The 16,580-nt window shown below is 73.2% G+C and carries 15 protein-coding genes; 7 read left to right on the top strand and 8 right to left on the bottom strand.

The window, feature by feature from the left end; translation table 11 throughout:
• Positions 1–306 precede the first annotated feature (306 nt).
• Positions 307–1,296 carry a polyprenyl synthetase family protein gene (locus tag ACFYV1_RS06655; protein WP_389394246.1) on the top strand — a complete coding sequence of 330 codons (990 nt, stop codon included), beginning with the start codon at positions 307–309 and terminating at the stop codon, positions 1,294–1,296.
• Positions 1,286–2,548 carry a hypothetical protein gene (locus ACFYV1_RS06650; protein WP_389394245.1) on the top strand — a complete coding sequence of 421 codons (1,263 nt, stop codon included), beginning with the start codon at positions 1,286–1,288 and terminating at the stop codon, positions 2,546–2,548. The genes ACFYV1_RS06655 and ACFYV1_RS06650 overlap by 11 nt, the downstream gene beginning before the upstream one ends.
• 94 nt (positions 2,549–2,642) lie before the next feature.
• Here the strand turns inward: ACFYV1_RS06650 and ACFYV1_RS06645 are convergent, their stop codons facing one another.
• From ACFYV1_RS06645 to ACFYV1_RS06610, 8 genes are all read right to left on the bottom strand, one after another.
• The gene (locus ACFYV1_RS06645; RefSeq protein ID WP_389394244.1) at positions 2,643–3,575 is read right to left on the bottom strand and encodes a TauD/TfdA family dioxygenase; all 933 of its coding nucleotides are present in this window, start codon (positions 3,573–3,575) and stop codon (positions 2,643–2,645) included.
• Between the two features lie 11 nt (positions 3,576–3,586).
• Positions 3,587–4,444 carry an enoyl-CoA hydratase/isomerase family protein gene (locus tag ACFYV1_RS06640; RefSeq protein ID WP_389394243.1) on the bottom strand — a complete coding sequence of 286 codons (858 nt, stop codon included), beginning with the start codon at positions 4,442–4,444 and terminating at the stop codon, positions 3,587–3,589.
• A complete protein-coding gene (locus tag ACFYV1_RS06635; protein ID WP_389394242.1) occupies positions 4,431–5,249 on the bottom strand; it encodes an alpha/beta hydrolase in 819 nt (272 codons plus the stop codon). Before ACFYV1_RS06635 ends, ACFYV1_RS06640 begins: the two co-directional genes overlap by 14 nt.
• Complete coding sequence (locus ACFYV1_RS06630; protein ID WP_389394241.1) at positions 5,246–6,820, bottom strand: amino acid adenylation domain-containing protein; 1,575 nt, start codon at positions 6,818–6,820, stop codon at positions 5,246–5,248. The genes ACFYV1_RS06635 and ACFYV1_RS06630 overlap by 4 nt, the downstream gene beginning before the upstream one ends.
• Positions 6,804–8,003 carry an acyl-CoA dehydrogenase family protein gene (locus ACFYV1_RS06625; RefSeq protein WP_389394240.1) on the bottom strand — a complete coding sequence of 400 codons (1,200 nt, stop codon included), beginning with the start codon at positions 8,001–8,003 and terminating at the stop codon, positions 6,804–6,806. The genes ACFYV1_RS06630 and ACFYV1_RS06625 overlap by 17 nt, the downstream gene beginning before the upstream one ends.
• Positions 8,000–9,442: a TrpB-like pyridoxal phosphate-dependent enzyme gene (locus ACFYV1_RS06620; RefSeq protein WP_389394239.1), complete on the bottom strand. Its 1,443-nt coding sequence runs from the start codon at positions 9,440–9,442 to the stop codon at positions 8,000–8,002. Before ACFYV1_RS06620 ends, ACFYV1_RS06625 begins: the two co-directional genes overlap by 4 nt.
• Positions 9,439–9,723: a phosphopantetheine-binding protein gene (locus ACFYV1_RS06615; protein ID WP_389394238.1), complete on the bottom strand. Its 285-nt coding sequence runs from the start codon at positions 9,721–9,723 to the stop codon at positions 9,439–9,441. Before ACFYV1_RS06615 ends, ACFYV1_RS06620 begins: the two co-directional genes overlap by 4 nt.
• A gap of 165 nt (positions 9,724–9,888) precedes the next feature.
• A complete protein-coding gene (locus ACFYV1_RS06610) occupies positions 9,889–10,572 on the bottom strand; it encodes a thioesterase II family protein (protein ID WP_389394237.1) in 684 nt (227 codons plus the stop codon).
• Positions 10,573–10,925: 353 nt separating this feature from the next.
• On the opposite strand from ACFYV1_RS06610, the gene ACFYV1_RS06605 reads away from it, so the two are divergent.
• The 5 genes from ACFYV1_RS06605 to ACFYV1_RS06585 all read left to right on the top strand — a co-directional run bounded on the left by ACFYV1_RS06605 (position 10,926) and on the right by ACFYV1_RS06585 (position 16,551).
• Positions 10,926–12,356, top strand: a complete 1,431-nt coding sequence (locus tag ACFYV1_RS06605; RefSeq protein WP_389394236.1) for an aldehyde dehydrogenase family protein — start codon at positions 10,926–10,928, stop codon at positions 12,354–12,356.
• A gap of 107 nt (positions 12,357–12,463) precedes the next feature.
• The gene (locus tag ACFYV1_RS06600; protein WP_389394235.1) at positions 12,464–13,483 is read left to right on the top strand and encodes a hypothetical protein; all 1,020 of its coding nucleotides are present in this window, start codon (positions 12,464–12,466) and stop codon (positions 13,481–13,483) included.
• 52 nt (positions 13,484–13,535) lie between these two features.
• Entirely contained in the window at positions 13,536–14,438 is a 903-nt protein-coding gene (locus ACFYV1_RS06595) for an oxygenase MpaB family protein (RefSeq protein ID WP_389394234.1), read from the top strand.
• Positions 14,439–14,443: 5 nt separating this feature from the next.
• Complete coding sequence (locus ACFYV1_RS06590; protein ID WP_389394233.1) at positions 14,444–15,523, top strand: cysteine synthase family protein; 1,080 nt, start codon at positions 14,444–14,446, stop codon at positions 15,521–15,523.
• Entirely contained in the window at positions 15,520–16,551 is a 1,032-nt protein-coding gene (locus ACFYV1_RS06585) for an ornithine cyclodeaminase (RefSeq protein ID WP_389394232.1), read from the top strand. Before ACFYV1_RS06590 ends, ACFYV1_RS06585 begins: the two co-directional genes overlap by 4 nt.
• The last annotated feature ends 29 nt before the right edge of the window (positions 16,552–16,580 follow it).

Raw genomic sequence — 16,580 nt, 5'->3', positions numbered from 1 at the left:
GATTCCTCGCCATCCACCTACAGGTGTGCGAGGGAATCCCTGGCACACCGCAAGAACAAACAGGTCAGTGGTTTCTCCGCAGACAGCGTCTGCACACTGCGCAGGACGTTAGTCCGCGCGGCGCCAACCCCTCTGGACAGCGCCTGTACGCCAAGCTGCCTCTTTTCGGGGGCCCTTGGGTGTGCGAGAAAGAGCGTGTTGAGGTCTACCCGTTATCAGGAGATCCGCATGTCCACTACGTTCCCAGTGAGTCAAGAATTCACTGGTGTCGCCGCCCGCGAAACACGCGACCGCGTCTTGGCGCGGGTGGAGCGACGTATTCATGAATTCCTCGCCGAGGAGCGCCGTTCCTGGGCGGCGCTCAACGCGGATTCGGCCGAACTGATCGACTGTGTGAGCCGCATGGTGGGCAGCGGGGGCAAGCGCCTGCGTCCCGCGTTCTGCGTCGCCGGCTATCTCGCCGGCGGCGGCGACCCGGAGGCGCAGGTCGTCGTCGACGTGGCGGCCGCCCTGGAGCTGCTGCACACCTTCGCGCTGCTGCACGACGATGTCATGGACGACTCGGGGATGCGCCGCAACGAGCCGACCGCGCACGTCGTGCACTCGACGCTGCACACCGAGCGGCACTGGCGCGGTGAGCCACGCCGGTACGGCGAGAGCGTCGCCGTCCTCGCCGGCGATCTCGCGCTGGTGTACGCGGAGCGGCTGCTGGTCGACTGTCCGCCGCACGCCCGGCGCATCTGGGGCGAGTTGTGCACGGAGCTGATGATCGGCCAGTTCCTGGACGTACGGGCCGCCGCCCGATTCGTGCCGGACCCCGAACTGTCGAGCTGGATCGCGCTGTTCAAGTCGGGCCGCTACACGGTCTACCGGCCGCTGGCCATGGGCGCGGAGCTGGCCGGCGCGCAGGAGCTGCGGCCCGCGTTCGAGCGGTACGGTCTCGCGCTCGGCGAGGCGTTCCAGCTCCGGGACGATCTGCTGGACGCGTTCGGCAGCTCCGAAGTGATCGGCAAGCCCGCCCAGCTCGACTTCAAGCAGCACAAGATGACGCTGCTGATGTCGATCGCGCTGCACCACGAGGCGGAGGTCCGTGAGCTGGTCGGCGACGACCTCGCCGGGGCCGATCCCGAACGGCTGCACGAGGTGCTCATCAGGACCGGGGTGCGCGACCGGGTGGAGACGGTGGTCGCGGAGCGCATCGAGACCGCACGGGCCGCGGTACGCGAGGCGCTGGCGCCGGAGTGGGCCACCGAGTTCCACACGATGGCGAGGCAGGCCGCCTACCGTGACAAGTGACCTGAGCGCCCTGGGGCCGGCGGCCCCGGACCGGGCCGCCCGCCGGGGTGCGTCCGCCGCGGGCCCGGCCGCCCCCGGCCGCCCGGGTCCGGATGACACCAGCCGCCCGGGCCCAGCGGTCTCCGGCCGGTTGGTCTCCGAACGGGTGGTCGCGGACTGGGAGTTCGCCGTGCCGCCGGGTGCGGCGGGGTCGTTCTGGGACGAGGTCGACCCGGTCGAGGGGCTCGACGTCTTCACCGGGGCGCTGGCCCGCGGCGCCGGCCCGCTCCCCGGCCCGCTCTCCGGCCAGGAGGTGGTCCGGCTGCGGGTGCGGGCGGTGGACGCGTACCGCCCGCCGTCCGGCGAGCCGCCGCCCGCGCCGGGCGGGCCCTGGGCGGCGTACAGCGAGAGCGGGGATGTCCGCCGGATCCACTGGCCGGCCCGGGAGGCCTCGGGCACGGCCGGACTGCTGACGGCGTCACCCGGCCCTGCCCCCGCCCACGTCGCGGCCGACGCCGCGCCGCACGCCGGCGACGTGCCCCTCCCCGGCGGCGCGGCCGGCGCCCTCGTGGAGGTGTCCGCGAGCCACGAGGCGTTCCGGCGCAAGCTGACGCGGATGGCGCTGATCGCCCCGCTGATGCTGAGCGGCGGGATGGCGCTGATCCACGGTGTGGCCGTCACCCGTGACGACGGGTTCACCGTGCTGCTCGCCGGGGCGTCCGGGTCGGGCAAGTCCACCCTCGGTCTGGCGGCCTTCGCCCACGGCTGGCAGGTGGTCGCGGAGGATCTGGTGTTCGTGACCGCGGACCGGGCCGTCGTCCCGCTGTTCCTGAGCGGCGCGTGGGAGTGCCGGGCGCATCCGGACGACCGGGCTCTGATCGAGCGCGTCACCGGGACGCCGGTCGAGGGGCACGCCTCGGAACTGCCCGCGGACCACCGGGGGCGCGAGTACCTGTTTCCGGTGCGCCCCGGGGCCGGGCCCGCCCCGGCCCGGCCGCTGCCGGTGGACATGGTGGTCTTCGTGGACCGGGACGGCGACGCCCCGGCCTCGTCCGGGGGCCGTGCCGGGCAGGTCCTGGGCGCGGGCCCGCGCAGCACGCTGGGCGCGGTGGCGAAGCTGCTGCGGCTCGACTTCTCGCCGGTCGTCCGGGAGACGGAGGAGACGCTGCGGCGCGTCGTGGAAGGGCTGCCGTCGCGGCGGTTCGCGGCGACCGGCCGGATCGCGGACGACGTGCCGGCGTTCCTGGCCGCCCTCGACCGGTGGGCGTCCTGACGGTTCCCGCCTCCACCGCCCTCACCGTGAACGCCTCGAAGGGCCGGCCCGAGCGGGCCGGCCCTTCGAGGCGTTCACGGGAGCGGGACGCGGATCAGGCCATGGCGACCAGGATCCGGCGCTGCCCCGTGAACGTGCGGCGGCCGTGCGCGACCGCGACGTTGTCGACGAGCAGCAGGTCGCCGGCCTCCCAGGCGACGTCCACGGCGGTCTTCATGCCGATCTCCTGGACGTGGGTGATGTACTCGGCCGGGATGGGGCTGCCGTCGGCGAAGAACGCGTTCTGCGGGAGCTCCTCCTCCGGGATGAGTTCGGCGAGCGCGGCGGCGTCGTCGCCGAGTCCGGCGATGTGCCACTGGTCGGCCTGGTTGAACCAGACCTCCGTGCCGGTGACCGGGTGTTCCAGCGTCGCGCGGCGGAGCTGAGTGACGCGGAGGGTGCCGTCGGGCTGCCAACTCCACTCGGTCCCGGCGCCGTCGAGGAACGCCTCGACCTCGGCCCGGTCCTCGGTCTCGAAGGTGGCCTGCCAGCTCTTGCCGAAGCCCATGCCGTCGTGGAGGTTCTGGGTGTAGCGGACGCCGGGGGCGAAGGCCGCCCGGATCTCCGGGTCGATGGACTCCAGCCAGAGCCGGCCGTCGACGAGCGGGGTCGCACCGCCGGTGGCCGCCGCCACGTCGCAGAAGAACAGGATCCGCGAGGGCCAGGTGTGCGCGTACGACATCTCGTTGTGCATGGAGATCTCGAATTCGGCCGGGTACTCGGTGGAGGTGTAGAGGTTGCGTCCGACCTTGGTGCGCGGCGAGTTGCCGTGGACGTACGCGAGCCGGTTCGCCAGCAGCAGGTCGGCGGCGCCGTCGTAGCTGTCGGCGGTGATGCCGAAGCCGCGGAAGTAGACGGCGCGTTCCTCGGCCAGGAGTTGGCCGACGTCGGTGGCCCGCAGGTACTCCTCCAGGCCCTGCGGGGTGGCGTCGGCGCCCACGTCGGCGGGGCGCAGGATCCGGGGCTGCCAGGCGTTCTCGGTGGTCACGTGGGTTCCTTTCAGGAGGGGGTCGCCGAAGGGACGGCGTCCCCGGCGTGCTGGACGTCGGTCGGCCGGGCCGCGCCGAAGTCGGGGGCGCGGCGGGCTCGGAAGGCGGCCACCGCCTCACGGACGTCCGGGGAGTGGGCGGCGACGACCTGGAGGGGGGCCTCCCGTTCGAGGGCGGCCGCCAGCGAGGGCGCGTCGGTGTTGGCCTGGAGCACCTGCTTGGTGAGGGCCAGCGAGACCGGGCTGTTCGCGGCGATCTCGGCGGCGAGGCCGAGCGCGGCGCCGTCCAGGTCGCCGGGGCCGGTCACCCGGCTCACCAGGCCGCGGTCGAGGGCCTCGTCAGCGGTCACGAACCGGCCGGTGAGCATCATGTCGGAGGCGAAGCCGAGGCCGGTCAGCCGGGGCAGCAGCCAGGAGGCGCCCATGTCGCCGCCGGAGAGCCCCATCCTGACGAACGAGGCCCGGAAGCGGGCACCGGGCGCGGCGAGCCGGATGTCGGCGGCGAGCGCCAGGGAGAGCCCGGCGCCGACGGCGGAGCCGTCTACGGCGGCGATCACGGTCTGCGGCAGGGCCGTCAGTCCGGTGATCGCCTCGGCCTGCCGGTGCAGCAGGTCGAGCAGGTCGAGCGGGGGCAGCGCGGCGATCCGGCCGACCTCGTCGATGTCGTACCCGGCGCAGAAGGTGTCTCCGGCGCCGGTCAGGACGAGCACCCGTACGGAGGGGTCGGCACGCAGTCCGGCGCAGAGGTCCGTGAGGCGGGCGAACAGGTCCTCGTTCAGGGCGTTCTTGCGGGCGGGCCGGTTCAGGGCGGCCGTGACGACGCCCGGGGTGGGGCGGGTGACCAGGAGGGAGGGTTCAGATGCGTTCATGCGTCCGCTCCTCGGTGTGGCGGGCGACGAATGCCAGCGAGGCGGGCAGAGCGCCGTCGACGAACCGCCAGTCGTGGCCGCCGGGCCGCTCGTGGTAGGCGACCTCGTGGCCGCGCTCGCGCAGCGCGTCGCGGACCCGGCGGTTCATGGCCCGCATCCGGTCGTGGTCCTCTGTGCCGATGTCCAGGTAGAGGGCGGGCGGCGGGGTGCGGCTGTCCTGTTCGATGAGGCGGTACGGGTCGTAGCGCCGCCGGGTCTCGCTGCCGGGCGGGCCCCACACCCGCTCGTGGCTCTCCACGGTGGGCATCGCGAACGCGGGGTCCGAGCGGAACGAGGCGTACGGGTCCCCGGTCCGCAGCGGCGCCTCGAAGGCCCCCGCGTGCGAGGTGACCGTGCCGAAGACGTCGCGGTGCCGCAGGCCCAGGAAGAGCGCGGCGGCGCCGCCCATGGAGAAGCCGCCGACGGCGCGACCGGAGCGTTCGGCGCGGGTGTGGAACCGCGCGTCGACCGCCGGCACGAGTTCGTGGACGAGGTGGTCCTCGTACCGCAGTCCGGCGTGGTCGTTGACGAACCAGCGGCGTCCGCTCTGCGGCAGGACGACGATGGTCCGGCTGTCCTCGAGCAGGTCGACGAGACGGGTGTTGACGAGCCAGGTGTCCTTGCTTCCGCCGTAGCCGTGCAGCAGGTACAGCACGGGGTGGGCGGGGCCGTCCTCGCTGTAGCCGCCGGGCAGGACGATGTTGACGCCCTTGTCGCGGCCGAGCAGCCGGCTCGGCCGGCGCAGGGTGAGCACGCGGGCGGTCACGCCGCCACCCGGAGGGAAAGGGCGGCCAGGGCCCGGCGGTCGGTCTTGCCGGTCGAGGTGCGGGGGAAGGAGTCGGCGAGGTGGAAGGCGGCGGGGACCATGTAGCGCGGGAGGGCCGTCATGCAGTGGGCGCGCAGGTCCGCGGGGGCGGGGGCCGCGCCGTCGACGGGCACCACATGGGCCTGGAGTTCATGGTTGCCGTCGGCGTCCGGGACAGCGACGCAGACCGCCTCGTGGACGTCGGGCAACCGCATCAGAACAGCCTCGATCTCCTCCGGTTCGACCCGGTGACCCCGAATTTTGATCATGTGGTCGCGGCGTCCGAGGTAGAGGTAGCCGCCGCCCTCCAGCGACCGGACGAGGTCGCCGGTGCGGTGGGTCCGGGCCGCTCCCCCGGCCTCGGCGAGTGGGGTGCGGCCCCAGTAGCCGAGCATCACCGAGTCGCCGGTGACGCAGAGTTCGCCCTCGGCGCCGGGGACGTCGGGCACCGGCCGGCCGTCCGGGCCCAGGAGCCCGGCGTCGGTGTACGGGCAGGGGCGGCCGATGGGCGGGGGTGCGGTGCGGTCGGGGGCGAGGTCGGCGTCGGTGACCCGGTGGTGGGTGCAGACGTTGGTCTCGGTCGGGCCGTACAGGTTGTGCAGGGCCGCTCCCGGCAGCGCCGCGCGCAGCCGCCGCAGGTGCTTGAGCGCGAACGGCTCGCCCGCGAAGAGCACGGTCCGCAGCCGTGAACTCTCGAGCAGGGCGTGGTTCTTGGCGTCGAGCATCCGGATGAGGGCGCCGGGCACCGAGTACCAGACGGTGATGCCCTCCTCCGCGACCAGTCGGTTCAGCGCCGGGCCGAGGGCCCGCTGGTGCTCGGGCACGAGGACGAGGCACGCGCCGGCGCTCACGGCGGCGAAGACGTCGAAGACGGACAGGTCGAAGTGGACGGGGGCGTGGGAGGACAGCCGGTCCTCGGCGGACAGCCCGAACTCGTTCACGGTCCAGTCGACGAACGCCAGCGCGTTGCGGTGGGACAGCATGACGCCCTTGGGCGTGCCGGTGGATCCGGAGGTGTAGAGGATGTAGGCCAGGTCGTCGGGGCCGACGGCGGCGGGCGCGAACCCGTCGGGCGCAGGCCGGTCCACGGCCTGCGCCCAGCTCGTCGACCGGAGGGCCAGGTCGCCCGTGGGGACGGGCTCGTCGCCGACGAGGACGGCCGTGCGCAGCGCGGCGGGAACGCCGTGCTCCTGGAGCAGGGCGAGCCGGGGCGCGTCGGTGACCAGGCAGCGGACGGCGCAGTCGCCGATTATGTACGCGGCGCGGGCGACGGGCGTGGCCGGGTCGACCGGGACGTACGCGGCCCCGCACTTGAGGATCGCGTGGAGGGTCACGAGGGTCTCTGTCGACTTGCCGAACCACAGGCCCACCCGGTCGCCGGGGCGGACGCCCTGCTCGCGCAGGGTCGCGGCGAGCGCGGTGGCCGCCCGGTCGAGGCCGGCGTAGTCGGTGGAGCGGCCCCGGTGGCGGACCGCCTCGGCCGTGGGGCGGGTGGCCGCGGCGTGGGTCAGCAGCTCATTCAGCGTGCGCATGGCGGGCTCCTGCGGGGCGGGGGGACGCGGCGCGGGCGCGGGTGGTGAGGCCGAGCTTCTCGGCGATCACCAGCCGTTGCATGTCGGAGGTGCCGGAGGAGATCCGGGTGCCGAGCGCGTCGCGCAGGTTCCGTTCGACGTCGGTTTCGGTGGTGTAGCCGAGGCCGCCGTACACCTGGAGGGCGTCGAGGAAGGTCTCGACGGCGGACTCGCTGGTGCGGAGCTGGGCCGCCTCGGCGTAGTGCGAGGCGACGTCCCGCTCGAGATCCCAGGCGGCCCGGTGGGTGAGCAGCCGGGCCTCGTCCAGCCGGATCCGCATCTCGACGATGCGGTGGGAGACGGACTGGAACTTGCCGATGTTCCGGCCGAACTGCTCGCGGGTGCGGGCGTACTGGACGCAGTCCTGGATCTGGCGTCCCATGGCGCCGAGCATCGGGGCCAGGATGAGCGAGCGTTCCCAGGCCATGGTGGCGGCGAGGATGCGGGAGCCCTGCTTCTCCGCGCCGAGCCGCGCGGAGAGCGGGACGCGGCAGCCGCTGAGGGTGATCTCGCCCCAGGGCGCGGTGCGCAGTCCGGCCTTCTCGTAGCGGGTCTCCACGGTCAGCCCCGCCTGGCCGCGTTCGACGAGGAAGGCGGTGACGCCGGTGAACCCGAGAGCCGGGTTGACGGTGGCGTACACGAGGAAGACGTCGGCGAGCGGAGCGTTGGTGACGAAGCGTTTGGCGCCGTCGAGGACGTAGTGGTCGCCGTCGCGGCGGGCGGTGGCGGTGAGGGAGAGGGCGTCGGAGCCGGATCCGGCCTCGGTGATGGCGTGGGCGCCGATCAGCCGGCCGTCGCAGAATCCCGGCAGATAGCGGCTCTTCTGCTCCTCGCTGCCGAAGAGCAGCAGCGGGATCTCGGCGGCCCAGAGGTGCGCGCCGAGCGCGATCATGAGGCCGTTGTCGCGGCAGCCCTCGCCCAGGCCCTCCAGGGCGAGGGCGCAGGTCAGCGGGTCCAGGCCGAGACCGCCGTAGGCGCGGGGCACGGGGAGGCCGAGGACTCCGGCGTCGGCGCAGCGCTGCCAGTCACCGGGCTGGAGCGTCCCGGTGCGTTCCCTGGCCGGCAGGTCGGCGCCGAGGTCGTGGCCGAGCCGGCGGAACCGGTCGGCGAGGGCGGTCTGTTCCTCGGTGGGGCTGAGGTTCACGAGCGGTCCCCGACCGGGTCGACGGCGGGCAGTCCGGCCAGCGAGGCGGCGATGTGGCTGTCGGAGACCACGTGGTCCTCGAGGGTGCCCGCCAGGTACTGGTCGTAGGCGGACAGGTCGAGCATGCCGTGGCCGCTGACGTTGAAGAGGATGACGCGCGGCTGGTTCTCCTCGCGGGCGCGTACGGCCTCGTCGACGGCGCACTTGACGGCGTGCGCGGACTCGGGGGCGGGGACGAGGTTCTCGGTGCGGGCGAAGAACGCCCCGGCCTCGAACACGTCCTTCTGCCCGTAGGCCACGGCCTCCATCAGGCCGCGGTCGTACAGGGCGCTCACCAGCGGCGCGGCGCCGTGGTAGCGCAGTCCGCCGGCGTGCACGCCGGGCGCGACGAAGGTGTGGCCGAGGGTGTACATCTTCGTCATGGGGGTGGTGCCGGAGAAGTCGTTGTAGTCCCACGCGTAGCGGCCACGGGTCATCTTGGGGCACGCCTCGGGCTCCACGGCGACCAGCCGGGTCGCGGCTTTGGTGCGCAGTTTCTCGCGGTGGAAGGGGAAGGCGAGTCCGGCGAAGTTGCTGCCCGCGCCCATCGAGCCGATGACCACGTCGGGGAACTCCCCGGCCAGCTCCATCTGGAGCAGGGCCTCTTCGCCGATGACCGTCTGGTGCAGCAGGACGTGGTTCTCACCACTGCCGACGGAGAAGGCGCCGCGGGTCACGGTCCGGGCGTGTTCGAGGGCCTCGGCGTTGGCGATGGCGACGCTGCCGTCGCTGTCGGGCGAGGCGGCGAGCAGGGCGCGGCCGGCCTCGGTGGTGCCGCTCGGACTGGGGACGACCCGGGCGCCGTTGAGCTCCATCAGGACCCGGCGGTAGGGCTTCTGCCGGTAGCTGCAGTTGACCATGAAGACGGTGCAGGCGAGGTCGAGGGCGTGGCAGGCCATCGACAGCGCGGTGCCCCACTGGCCGGCGCCGGTGCCGGTGGTGATCTCCTGGACGCCGGCCTTCTTGTAGTAGTAGGCCTGCGCGAGCGCCGAGTTGAGCTTGTGGCTGCCGGAGGCGTTGGCGCCCTCGTACTTGTAGTAGATGTGCGCGGGGGTGTCGAGCGCCTGCTCGAGGCGGTGGGCTCGGATGAGAGGCGTGGGGCGCCAGCGCTGGTACTGCGCGCGCACCGGGTCGGGGATCTTCACATGGCGCTCGGTACCGACGCTGCCGCGGTACATGGAGAGCGGGATGTTGGCTCCGGTGGACCCGCGGTCGGCGGTCTGCGCGTCGCCGGTCGCGTCGCCGGTCTGCGCGTCGCCGGTCGCGTCGCCGTCCGGCCGTGCGGCGGGCCGGGCCCGCCGGACTTCGGAGGCCGGCACGTCGAGGTCGGCGAGGATGTTGTACCAGTGGGTCGGGACGTCGTCCTCGTCGAGCAGGTACTGGTTGCGCACGGCTCTCATGCCAGGGTCTCCGTCCGCAGGCCGGCGACATGCACACGGACGAGCTCGATCAGGTCGCCGACGGTCTCCAGGTCGGCCTCCATGACGTCCTCGTCCTCGATCTGGCCGCCGAACTCGGTTTCCACGGCGAGCAGGAGCTGGAGCAGGTTGAGCGAGTCGAGCTGGATCATCGGCGAGTAGAGCGAGACCTGCGGACCGATGTCCTGGGGGTCGAGCCGGAGATCGAGGGCATCGACCATGAGTGCGCGGACCTTCGTGGCCACGTCGTCGTCGGGCAGCATGTCGAAAGGCTCCTTGGAACAGGAAATACGTCGGGTCGGGATGACTTCGCGCGGGCGGCGCCGATGCGGTGCCGGAGAAGAATCCTCCGGCGTCCGGCGGCCGCCTGCGCGGGGAAGCCGAGAAAAGGAGAGAGAATCCGGCTGCGGAGAGGGTTGTACGGAGGATCAGTACGGGCCGGCAAGAACGCGGGCGACGTCCGTGACGATCTCGCTCCCCCGCACGAGGGAGAAATGGTCACCGGGAAAGACCCGCAGGGAGAATTCCCCGGACGTCGCATCCGACCAGGCGGCGGCGTCCGCGACGGGCACTCCCGGGTCGGCGTTCCCCACGTAGGCCGTCACCGGCACGGTCACCGGCCGCGCCGCGGCGGGCCGGTAGGTCTCGATCAGGGTCAGGTCGGCGCGGAACGACGGCAGCAACAGGGCCAGCAGTTCCGGCTCCGCGACCACCGCCGGGTCCATGCCGCCGAGCGCGAGCAGGCCCTCGACCATGGCGTCGTCGTCCTGCCGATGGAGGTCCCGGCCGCGCCGGGGGCTCAGCGGTGAGCCGTGTCCCGAGACGAACAGGTGCCGCGGCCGGGCCCGGTACAGCGCCTCCAGACGCAGGGTGACCTCGTACGCGAGGGCCGCGCCCATGCTGTGGCCGAGCAGCGCGACCGGCCGGTCGAACAGCGGCAGCAACTCCCGCGCCACGCTGTCGGCCAGCGGCCCCATGGCGCTGACGCACGCCTCGCGGAAGCGGTCCTGCCGCCCGGGGTACTGCACCGCGACGAGTTCCACATCGTCCGGCAGGGCGTCGACCCAACCGTAGAACGCACCGGCGGTGCCGCCCGCGTGCGGCAGGCACACCAGGCGGATCCTCGGCGCGGGCACCGGGCGGGGCCGGCGCAGCCAGCTCCCGTCCGGGCTTGCGGCATTCCGGGCACGTACCGGACTGGGTATCACTGACGGCCTGCTTCCCTGGACTTCTCGAACGGCTGGGAACTCACCCGTCCCAGCATTTCAAGCACCGCACCTTAACGCCTTTTCACCGGTCGTCACCACCCGATTCGGGCGGCAGCTCGACATACAGAATTCATCCAGCCCTCGGGCGGTCGGGCTCCGTACATTGGTCCGCCGTCACCTCGTGAATTTCTTCCCTCCTGTCTGTTCGCCGGAGGAATTCAGGTCATTCGATCCTGCAGAAAGAGACCCGCCACGCCATGAATTCCCGCCCTCTGCACCAGGTCTACGTCGGCGGCCGGTGGACCGCCCCACGCGCCACCGGCACGATCGCCGTGGAGAACCCGGCGACCCTGCGGATCGTCGGCGAGGTCCCGGACTGCGGCAGCGAGGACGTCTGGCGCGCGGTGGACGCGGCCCGCCGGGCGCTGCCCGGCTGGGCGGCGACCGGCGTCGAGGAGCGCGCGGCGGCGCTGACCGCGCTGCGCGAGGCCCTGGTGAAGCACCAGGACGAGCTGGCGGAGACCGTCACGCGGGAGATGGGGTCGCCGATCACGTTCTCCCGGCGCGTCCAGGCGGGGCTGCCGGTACGGGTGCTCGACGGCTTCACGGCCGAGCTCTCCGCGGCCACCGCCGAGGAGCGGATCGGGCACTCCCTCGTGGTCCGTGAGCCGGCCGGTGTGGTCGGCGCCATCACCCCGTGGAACTACCCGCTGCACCAGGCGGTCGCCAAGGTCGGCGCGGCCGTCGCGGCGGGCTGCACTCTGGTGCTCAAACCAAGTGAACTCGCCCCGCTCTCCTCGTACTTCCTCGCGGAGCTCATCGACGGGATCGGGCTGCCGCCGGGCGTCTTCAACCTGGTGCCCGGCCGGGGCGCGACAGCGGGCGCCGCGCTGACCGTCGACGACGGCGTCGACCTGGTGTCCTTCACCGGGTCGCTGGAGGCCGGCCGGGAGGTCGGCGCGGCGGCGGCGCGTACGGTCAAGAAGACCTGCCTGGAGCTGGGAGGCAAGTCCGCGACGCTGGTCCTGCCGGACGCCGACCTGGCCGCCGCGGTCGAGGACGGGGTGCGCAGCGCCCTGCACAACGCGGGACAGACCTGCACCGCCCGCACCCGGCTGCTGGTGCCGCGGGCGAGGCTGGACGAGGCGCTGGACATCGCCCGCGCGGTCGTCGCCGGCTACGTGCCGGGCGACCCCGAGTCCCCGGCGACCCTGCTGGGCCCGCTCGCCTCCGCCGGGCAGCGGGAGCGGGTCCTCGGCCATCTGGCGCAGGCCGCCCGCTCGGGCGCCCGTCAGGTCGCCGGCCAGGAGGCCGCGGCCGCGCTGCCCCCGACCGGCCACTACGTGGCGCCGAGCGTCTGGACGGACGTCAGCCCGTCGTCGCCGCTGGCCCGCGAGGAGATCTTCGGCCCCGTCCTCGCGGTCATGGCGTTCGCGGACGACGACGAGGCGGTGTCCCTCGCGAACCACTCCGAGTACGGCCTCGCCGCCACCGTGTGGTCCGGCGACCGGGACCGCGCCGTCGCCGTGGCCCGCCGGCTGCGGGTGGGCCAGGTCGACGTCAACGGCGCGAAGTTCAACGCCGCGGCCCCGTTCGGGGGTTACAAGCAGTCCGGCATCGGCCGGGAGCTCGGCCGCCACGGCATCCAGGAGTTCCAGGAGGTCAAGTCCCTCCAACTGCCCGGCTGAGCCCGCCCGGTGGATGCCGCCGGGCCGAGCCCTCCCCCGCTTCTCCCTCACCCCCCGCCCCCGTGCCCCTGATCCCTGCACCGCGACTCGAAACGACGGGTGACACCGTGTCCCTGCGCATGCCGCACATCCATGTGGAGTTCCCCCCGGAGCTCAGCCCGTTCGCCGACCTGGCGGAGGCCGGAGCCCGGGCCTTCGTGGCCCGCTTCGGCCTCGCCCCCGACGAGGCGGCCCGCCGCCACCACGAGCGCTCCCTGCTCGGCACCCTGATGGGCCGGGCGTACCCGCACTCCGGCGCCGAGGAGCTCCGGCTCGTGACCGACTGGATCAGCTGCATGCTGGTCCTGGACGACCAGTTCGACGAGACCTCCCTCGGTACGGAGCCGGAGCGGCTGCGCGAGGTCTGCGACGAGGTGCTGGGCTGGTTCACCGAGGACGGCTCCGTCGACGACGACCCCGGCCCGGCGGCGAACTCCCTCACCCAGGTGTTCCGCCCCGCCTACGCGGACCTGTGGCGCCGCACCGCCCCGCTGACCTCTCCGACCTGGCGCCGGCGGCTCGCCGCGCACATCGGGGCCTTCTTCGACACCTGTGTGTGGGAGTCGGAGAACCGGGTCACGGGCCGCGTCCCCGGCCTGGACGAGTACATCGCCCACCGCGGCCGCGCGCTCATGCCGTACCTCGACCTCATCGAGGTCACCACGCACTTCGAGGTGCCGGAGGAGATCTACACGCTGCCGGTGTTCGCGGAGATGAACGCGGCGCTGTCCGACGCGGACCTGTGGACCAACGACCTGTTCAGCTGCGAGAAGGAGGCGCTGCTCGGCGACCCGCACAACCTGGTCCTGGTCCACCGGCACGCGCACGGCACGGACCTGCAGACCGCCGCGGACGCCGTCGGGGAGATGGTCCAGGGCCGCTTCGACCGTTTCACCGAGCTCAGTTCCTCCTTCGCGGAGCTCCTGACGCCCGCGCAGCTCGCACTCTTCCCGGCGGACCGTCTGGAGCGCCACGTCGCGGGACTGCGCAGCTGGCTCACCGGCCAGCTCCAGTGGCGCTTCGAGACGCTGCGGTTCGACCCCACGCGGCCCGAGGTCACCAGCACCGCGGGCTCCACCCCGCTGTAGGCGCGCCCTCGACCGACTTCCCTCACCGTGACCGACCGTGAACGGGGTACGCATGCGAAACCGTTACGCGACACTCAGACATCTGGAGACCCTCGACCCGAAGGCGGACCACCAGGAGATCCACCGCATATCCTCCGACCACGAGTTCCCCTGGGACTACGGCCGGGGGCTCGAGGTGGCGATCTGGCGCACCTGTTGCGTGCCCGCCATCTCCGACGTCCTGGACGGCAGCGGCGAGTTCGCCCTGCGCGCGCAGAAGCGCTACGACGACACCCGGATCCTGCTCGGCGAACTGGTACGCGGAGGCTACGACTCCACGCGCGGGCGCCAGGCGATCCGGCAGATCAACCAGGCGCACCGCAGGTTCGACATCGCCAACGAGGACATGCTGTACGTCCTGTCGACCTTCGTCTTCGAGCCGGTCCGCTGGATCGACCGCTGGGCCTGGCGCCGGACCTCCGAGACGGAGCGGCTGGCGGCCTTCTACTTCTTCACCGAGGTCGGCAGGCGGATGAACATCCGTGAACTACCCACTGACTACGCATCGTTCGAGCAGTTCAACTCCGCGTACGAGCGGGCCCGCTTCCAGCGGGCCGCGAGCAACCACCGCGTCGGAACCAACATCCTGAACCTGTACGCGTCCTGGTACCGGCGCCCGGTCAGCGACCTGGTCGCGGCCACGCTGCCCTGCCGGCTGGACGCGCCGGCGCTGGACGCCCTCGGCCTGCCCGTGCCGCGCCGGTGGGTGCGAGCGGTCCACCGCGCCGGGCTGCGCGGCCATGCAGGGGCCGAGTTCGTCGCACCGCGGCTGATGGCGCGGCTGATGACCCGGCCGACCGCGCGGACGTACCCGGGCTATCCGCACGGATACAACCTCGACGACATCGGTCCCCAGCGGACCGTCCCGCCCGGGCGGCAGCAGCCGACGGCGCATGCCGACAGCCTCAAGGACTGAGCACCATGACCGAAACCCCAGCTTTCGCCGCGCCCTTGGCGGCCATCGGCGACACTCCCCTGCGGCCGGTCGTCGTCCCGGTCGGCGACCGGACCGTGCGGATCTGGCTGAAACTGGAGGCCGAGAACCCCTTCGGGTCGATCAAGGCCCGTACGGCGGAGGCCCTGTTGAACGCCCTGGAGTCGAGTGGGGCGCTGCGTCCGGGGATGCGGGTGGTCGAGTCGACCTCCGGCAACCTGGGCGTGGCGCTCGCCGGGCTCTGCGCGCAGCGCGGCTACCTCTGCACGCTGGTGGTCGAGCCGAGCACGCCGCCCGCCAGTGTCGCGCGGATGCACGGGTACGGCGCCGATGTGGTGACCGTGCGCGAGGTGCCGGGCGGCCGGACCCTCGAGGCCCGGCTCCAGGCCGTGCGGGAGATCGTGACGGCCGGCTCCGACGCCGTGTGGACCAACCAGTACGAGAGCCCCGCCAATCCCGGGGTGCACGAGTGGCAGACCGCCGCCGAGCTGATGAAGGCCGCACCTGACGGCCGGTTCGACGCGGTCGCCGTGGCCGTGTCGACCGGGGGCACACTGGCGGGGATCTCCCAGTTCTTCCGCGACCACGCCCCGGACACCCGGGTCGTCGCGGTCGACGCGGTGGGATCCTCGGCACTCGGCGGGAGCCCCGCCGACCGGCCGTTCAAGCTGATGGGCTTCGGCTCCGGACAGGTGTCGGGCTTCGTCGAGCCCCACCACGTGGACCATGTGGTGAGGCTGACGGACCAGGCGGCCGCCGCGGCCTGTGCGCTGATCGCCCGGCGGACCGGGATCTCGCTCGGCGGCAGCGGCGGCGCCGCGGCGCTCGCCGCCGTCTCCCGGGCGGTCCTCGACCCGTCGCTGCGGGAGATCGCCTGCGTCTGCCCGGACAGCGGGGAGAAGTACCCGCAGCTCCGCGACGCCCCGGCCGACGGCGGTCCCGGCTGCGCCGAGGAGATCCGCGCGGCCCTGGACCTGCTGGACCGGGTGCGTGCGGAGGAGCCGCCCGCATCGACCCGGCCGACCCCGCGCAAGCTGCCGAACCCCCGGAAGGGAACGCACCGATGACCCAGCACGACGACACGCCGCTCACGTATCTGGACAGCGCCGACGTGGCCCGGCTCTGCGACGGGCTGCCCGTCGCGGACCTGGCGCACGACACGCTGCTCGCCTACCGGCGCAAGGAGGCGGGGCTCACCCCGGAGGCCGCGCTGCGCTGGACCACCCCGTCCGGGGCGTCGGCACGCAGCCTCATCCTGCCCGGCTGGGCGGACGGCGCCTACGGCTGCAAGATCATCAACGCCTCGCTGGGCAACCGGCTCCTCGGCCGGCCGCGCGCCGCCGGGCTGGTCGTGCTCGACGACCCGGAGACCGCGCGGCCGATCTGCATCATGGAGGGCGGCCGGATCAGCGCCCTGCGCACGGCCGGCGTCTCGATCGCCGCGCTGCGCGCCGTACGCGACCTGGCGGCCGTCCGGCAGGTGGCCTTCCTCGGCTGCGGCCGGCAGGCCGAGGTCCACCGGGAGCTGCTGGCGAGCGTCTGCCCCGGCGTCGAGGAGTTGTTCGTGCACGACCAGGACGCGGACCGGGCCGAGGAACTGGCCGCCCGCTGGCGCGCGGCGGACCCGGCGGTCGCCGTCACGGTGACCGCGGACGCCCGCGCCGCCGTCGAGCGGGCCCAGGTGACGGTCGCGGTGACGACGACCACCGAGGCGTACGTGGAGCTGGACTGGGTGCCCACGGGCGGGACGTTCGTCAACGTGTCCCTCGACGACGCGGCGGAGAGCCTGCTCCTGGGCTGCGACCACCTGTTCGTCGACGACTGGGAGCTGGTCGTCGACGACGACCACCGGCTGCTGGGCAAGCTGGCCCGGGCCGGCCGCGTGGCCGGCCCGGGGACCGCCGCCCCGGCGGGCGGGCGCTCGGTGGACGCTTCGCTGCCGGAGCTGTTCGCCGGCGACTACGCGCGGCCGGTCGCCGGGGACGACCGGGTGGTGATCAACCCGTTCGGCATGGGCGTCCAGGACATCGCGCTGGCCGCTGCCGTGTACGCGCGGGCCGTCGAGCAGGGCGTCGGCCTCTCACTGGCCCACTGATCCGGGGGCGTACGACATCCCCCGCCGTA

Origin of the sequence: Streptomyces sp. NPDC003023 (assembly GCF_042888225.1) — a bacterium.
GTDB lineage: Bacteria > Actinomycetota > Actinomycetes > Streptomycetales > Streptomycetaceae > Streptomyces.
The sequence above is the reverse complement of the archived record's forward strand: the minus strand, read 5'-3'. Positions and strand labels throughout refer to the sequence as shown.

Coding starts and splice junctions, on each gene's coding strand:
- ACFYV1_RS06640 (WP_389394243.1), bottom strand. CDS start 4,444: ATGAACGCATCTGAACCCTCCCTCCTGGTCACCCGCCCCACCCCGGGC.
- ACFYV1_RS06630 (WP_389394241.1), bottom strand. CDS start 6,820: ATGCGCACGCTGAATGAGCTGCTGACCCACGCCGCGGCCACCCGCCCC.
- ACFYV1_RS06620 (WP_389394239.1), bottom strand. CDS start 9,442: ATGAGAGCCGTGCGCAACCAGTACCTGCTCGACGAGGACGACGTCCCG.
- ACFYV1_RS06615 (WP_389394238.1), bottom strand. CDS start 9,723: ATGCTGCCCGACGACGACGTGGCCACGAAGGTCCGCGCACTCATGGTC.
- ACFYV1_RS06605 (WP_389394236.1), top strand. CDS start 10,926: ATGAATTCCCGCCCTCTGCACCAGGTCTACGTCGGCGGCCGGTGGACC.
- ACFYV1_RS06595 (WP_389394234.1), top strand. CDS start 13,536: ATGCGAAACCGTTACGCGACACTCAGACATCTGGAGACCCTCGACCCG.
- ACFYV1_RS06590 (WP_389394233.1), top strand. CDS start 14,444: ATGACCGAAACCCCAGCTTTCGCCGCGCCCTTGGCGGCCATCGGCGAC.
- ACFYV1_RS06585 (WP_389394232.1), top strand. CDS start 15,520: ATGACCCAGCACGACGACACGCCGCTCACGTATCTGGACAGCGCCGAC.